The 1,265-nt window shown below is 63.2% G+C and carries 1 protein-coding gene; it reads right to left on the reverse strand.

The genetic code is table 11. The annotated features are described in order from the left end of the window. Positions 1–32 precede the first annotated feature (32 nt). A protein-coding gene (locus ABZ195_RS28645; protein ID WP_355223258.1) for an IS3 family transposase occupies positions 33–1,195 on the reverse strand; the annotation gives its coding sequence in 2 pieces (ribosomal slippage) (positions 33–908 and positions 911–1,195; 1,161 coding nt in all). Positions 1,196–1,265: the final 70 nt, after the last annotated feature.

Genomic DNA, 1,265 nt, shown 5'->3' on the forward strand with positions numbered 1-1,265 from the left:
GGGTCTGCTGCACCATTAGGTGACAGTTTCGGTCACGCGGCCTGACTGGCCGGTGTGGTCATGATTGCTTCGTATTCGATCGGGGTCAACCGGCCCAGGGCAGTCTGGCGTCGGCGGCGGTGGTAGGTCCTTTCGATCCAGGTGACGATCGCGATGCGTAGCTGTTCGCGGGTGTCCCAGTGGCGACGGTTCAGGACGTTCTTCTGTAGCAGGCTGAAGAAGCTCTCCATGGCGGCGTTGTCGCCGGCCGCCCCGACGCGGCCCATCGATCCGACCATGTCGTGGCGACTCAAGGCGTGGACGAATTTTCGGCTGCGAAATTGCGACCCCCTGTCGGTGTGTAGAACGCAGCCAGCCACCTCACCGCGGCGGGCAACGGCACTGGCGAGTGCGGCAACTGCGAGCTGCGACTTCATCCGAGAATCGATGCTGTAACCGACGATACGGTTGGAGTACACGTCCTTGATCGCGCAGAGGTAGAGCTTGCCCTCTCTCGTCCAGTGTTCAGTAATATCACTGAGCCACAACTGGTTTGGCGCATCTGCGGTGAAGTTGCGTTCGACGCGATCATCGTGGACGGGTGGGCCGGGCTTCCCGCTCTTACCGCGTTTCTTCCCGAACACGCTCCACCACCGGTTGGTGGTGCAGATTCGCCACGCGGTGCGCTCGGCCATCGGCACACCAGCGTCGCGGGCCTCCTCGACCAGGTAGCGGTAGCCGAACTCCGGGTCGTCGCGATGGGCGTCGAACAATGCGTTGGCCCGATGAGCCCCGGTCAGTTCGGCATCGGTGATGGGGTTGGCCCGCCAGCGGTAGTAGGGCTGGCGGGCGAGCTTGAGTACCCGACACGTCACCGCCACGGGGATCCCGTCGACGGCGAGCTCACTTACGAGCGGGTAGAACCTTTTCCCGGGAGATTGGCCTGCGACAGATACGCAGCAGCCCGGCGCAGGACCTCATTCTCTTGCTCCAACAACCTAATTCGACGCCGTGCATCCCGTAGCTCACCGGATTCACCGGTGCTTCGGCCGGGCTTGGCACCTTCGTCGACGTCGGCTTGACGCAGCCACTTCGTCAACGTCATCGGGTGGACACCGAAATCGGTCGCGATCTGCTCGATGGTCACACCGTCCTCGCGATTGCGGGCGACCCGCACGACGTCGTCGCGGAACTCTTGGGGATAGGGCCTGGGCACTTGGACATCCTCTCAGCCCACCCGTCCCGGGCAAGCCAACTCAGATGTCACCTATTCGTGCAGCAGACCC

The sequence above is a fragment of the Mycobacterium sp. NPDC006124 genome (assembly GCF_040614235.1).
Lineage (GTDB): Bacteria > Actinomycetota > Actinomycetes > Mycobacteriales > Mycobacteriaceae > Mycobacterium.